We start from the raw sequence: 3476 nt of genomic DNA on the forward strand, positions 1-3476 counted from the left end.
CTAAAACTTCCACGTCCGCAGGAAGCCATTTTACGCTTTCAAGTTTCTCTGCGGAAAGCCAGGCTGAATTCTCGTGCTCCAAAAGCGTCAGCTTCCCAGAAACAACCGAACACAAAAAACATTCCATTCTCAGATGAAAAGCAGGGTAGTCGTATTCAACCGTGCAGAGTTTTTGTTCAGGGCGAATTTCCGTCGCAAGCTCCTCGCGTATTTCGCGCACAATCGCCTGCTCAGCAGTTTCGCCTGTCTCAATCTTTCCGCCCGGAACTTCCCACCAGTCTTTCCATTCACCGTAGCCGCGCTGCGTCGCAAAAATCTGTTTTTTGCCGCCGGACGTTGTGCGGTGAATCACCGCCGCGGAAACGTGGATTTGCTTGAGAGGCGAGTTTTTTGTTTGAGAATTATTTTTTGTTGTGCTTGTGTTGTCCATTTTTTTTTCAGTCCTTTTTTTGTAAAAGTATCAGGATTCAAGGTAATTGTACAGTTGCTGCGGAAGTGGATTTTTCATCCTGAACTGAATGTTTACAACCGGAACTTTTTCAATTTTTCCGTCTTTTTCACAATTCATCTTTGTGTCCTCAAATGAACTGTAAATCATGTTTCCAAGATAATAAAAATCGCTTCCCTCGTCATCGCTCTTTTTTACGAAAAGCATTGTCTTTATGTGGTTTTTGCTTTGGTTTATAAGCGCGGAAACTTCCGGAGTTGAAGAAGTTCTTCGGCTCCGGCTCATCCAGCTGAAATGTGAATTATCGATGAAAACATCATCGTATTTTGTGGTTTCGGAGATGTCGGATTTCTTGTTGTATGTTACAAAAATCGGGCATGCCGGCGTTGCGTAAGAAAGCTCTGTTTTGTAGCCATAAATTGTTGAAGAGCAGTCGCTTTTCCAATTTAAAAGCTTGCAGATGTCTTTTCTGGTGTATTTTCTGTAAAGCACAAGATTGTCGTCAAAGCGGGTTTCATTTGTTTTAAGGCCAGCCCGTTTTACAGCATATTCAAGGCAGTCTAAAAGCTCAGACTTGTAAAGCGGATTTTTTAGAAACGCAGAAAATTCATCTGTTCTGCAAATTATATTTTTTTCTTCATCAATTTTTATGTAAGTTATGTTTCCGTACTTTTTTCTGTCATTCTGTGTGTAGAATTCAGGCGAGAGTGTTCTGCACATTCCGTTTAAATCGTCTTTGTTAAGCTTTATGCCATAGCCTGAAAGTTTTTCAGTAAAATCTTCTATATAAATAAAGTCGTTTTCCGCGAGAATTTTCAGAATCAGGATTTCGTGCATGCGGATTCCGCGCGCAAATTCCAAGGAAACAAACTGGAGCGAGCACATTTCCCTTGCATTCAGCGCAATTTCATTTTTTTCAATTTTGCATTTGAATGAATAGTACGAGCCGGAATAGTCGATGAAAAGAAGCGGATCAATGAATCCGTTTTCAACAAAGTCCATCATCGAAGGAATCCGTGCAAGCCTGTTCTTGAGTTTTTTGTATTCCTCGGAAAGAAGTTTCAGCTGCCTGAATGAAGTCTGGTTTATCGAGTCGAAAATTTCCTGGCGCGCAATTTCATTTATCTGGATTGTGGAGCAGCCCGGAAGTCCCGCAGAACCGCTTGAAAGCGCGCGGCGGATATTGTCCTTATTGTAGGAGTTGTCGCCGTAAAGCGCAATCGGAATAAAAAAATTGTTCTCGTAGTTTCCGATAAAATCGATGATGCTCACAAACTGCTTGTTGCCGCTTTTCCTTAGCCCGCGTCCAAGCTGCTGTGTAAAAATAATTGAGGATTGTGTAGGCCGCAGCATCACAATCTGGTTTACACATGGAATGTCAACGCCTTCATTAAAAATGTCCACGCTGATTATGTACTGGAGCGGATCTGAATCGCTTTCCAGCCGCTCAATTGCTTTTTCTCTTTCTGAGTCTGAATTCTCGCCTGTAAGATAAACTGTACAAAATCCGCGCTCGTTGAGTTTTTGGCTCAAGGCTTTTGCTTCTTCAGTTCTGCTGCAGAAAATCAGCCCTTTTACAGGATTGTCGTTTGATTTGTAAAGTCTGATTGCCTTTTCAATGTGGCGCAGACGCTCTGAATTTGTAAGTTTTGAAAAATCGCTTTTGTCGTCAACAAGTTCGCCGTTTACGGTTATGTCGCTGATTCCGTAATAATGGAAAGGACACAAAAGATTTTCCTCAAGCGCTTTCTGCAGCCGGATTTCGTAGGGAATGTTGTTTTCAAACATTGAGAAGATGTCAAATCCGTCTGTCCGTTCCGGAGTCGCAGTCAGTCCAAGCAAAAATTTCGGCTTGAAATAATTTATGACTTTCTGATAGCTGCCCGCTCCCGCATGGTGAACTTCGTCAACGATAATGTAATCGAAATGGTCCGGGGAAAAAAGGCGGAGATTTTCGTCTTTTGCAAGCGTAAAAATTGAGGCGAAAATGCAGTCGGCATTCAAATCTTTTTGCGCTCCCTTAAAAAATCCGGTTGAGATTTTGGGAATAAGAGCGCGGAAACTTTTTTCTGATTTCTCAAGAATCATGTCGCGGTGGGCAATGTAAAGAATTTTTTTCGCGCCTGACTGAATTACATCAAAAATTGAAAGATAAGTTTTTCCGGTTCCCGTGGCCGCAATCAAAAGAGCCTTGCTTTCTCCTTTCGCGCGGAGTTCTGCGATTGCGCTCATCGCTTCCTGCTGCATTGAGTTCGGAACGATTTCCGCATCTTCATCTGATTCTGAAATTTGCTTTGAGAGAATTTCCTCGCTGATTTCGGCTTCAAGTTCCTTTGCGAATTCTTTTGAGACGAAATCAAGCTTTGTTTTCTTCAGGTTGTAGTCAATCGTGTAGTCCGTGATCCATTCCGTCGTAACTTTTTCCGCCTGTGCCCAGACCCGCTCAAATTCATCGCGCACCGAGAAAACAATCTGGCCGTCCGTGCAGGAAAGAAATTTTATGCTCCATTCCTGATTCATGTTCAAGGCGGACGCAGTAAGATTTGCGCTTCCAATTATGATTGAATAATAATTGCTCTGCTGAAAAATATAGCCTTTTGGGTGAAATCCGCCTTTTGTGAAAGCGCGCACCTCGATATTAGGAAATTCTAAAAGCTTGCTGAGCGCGCCAGGAGATGTGAAGTTCAGATAATTGGTCGTAAGAATTCTGCCAGGAATATTGTATTCGCTGAGCTGCTCCAAAGTCTGAAGAATGCAGGCAAGACCGCTTTCGTTTATGAAGGCGACGGAAAAGTCAAAAGACTCGCAGGTTGAAAGCTCGTCCAAAAGCGAGGAGAGAATTTTTTTCTGCTCGCTTGAATTGTTCACCAAAAGAGAAGGGGAGAGAGTATTGTCAGACGAAATCCCGCTGGAGATAAAGCCAGATTTAAGACTTTCAAGAAGATTTTCTGTGTTGAGCTGCTTTTTTGAATGTTGGAAATTTTCGAAGCACGATGCATCCTGTCCTGAAAAAGGTTCGTTTTTCGGG

At 42.6% G+C, this 3476-nt stretch carries 2 protein-coding genes; both read right to left on the bottom strand.

The annotated features are described in order from the left end of the window. On the bottom strand, positions 1-430 hold a 430-nt coding region (locus B3Y13_RS09695), incomplete at its 3' end, for a (deoxy)nucleoside triphosphate pyrophosphohydrolase (protein WP_296694237.1). A gap of 30 nt (positions 431-460) precedes the next feature. Next, the coding region (locus B3Y13_RS09700; protein WP_296694240.1) for a DEAD/DEAH box helicase at positions 461-3476 on the bottom strand (3016 nt) is incomplete at its 5' end.

The sequence above is a fragment of the Treponema sp. UBA7567 genome, from assembly GCF_002476655.1.
Classification (GTDB): domain Bacteria; phylum Spirochaetota; class Spirochaetia; order Treponematales; family Treponemataceae; genus Treponema_D.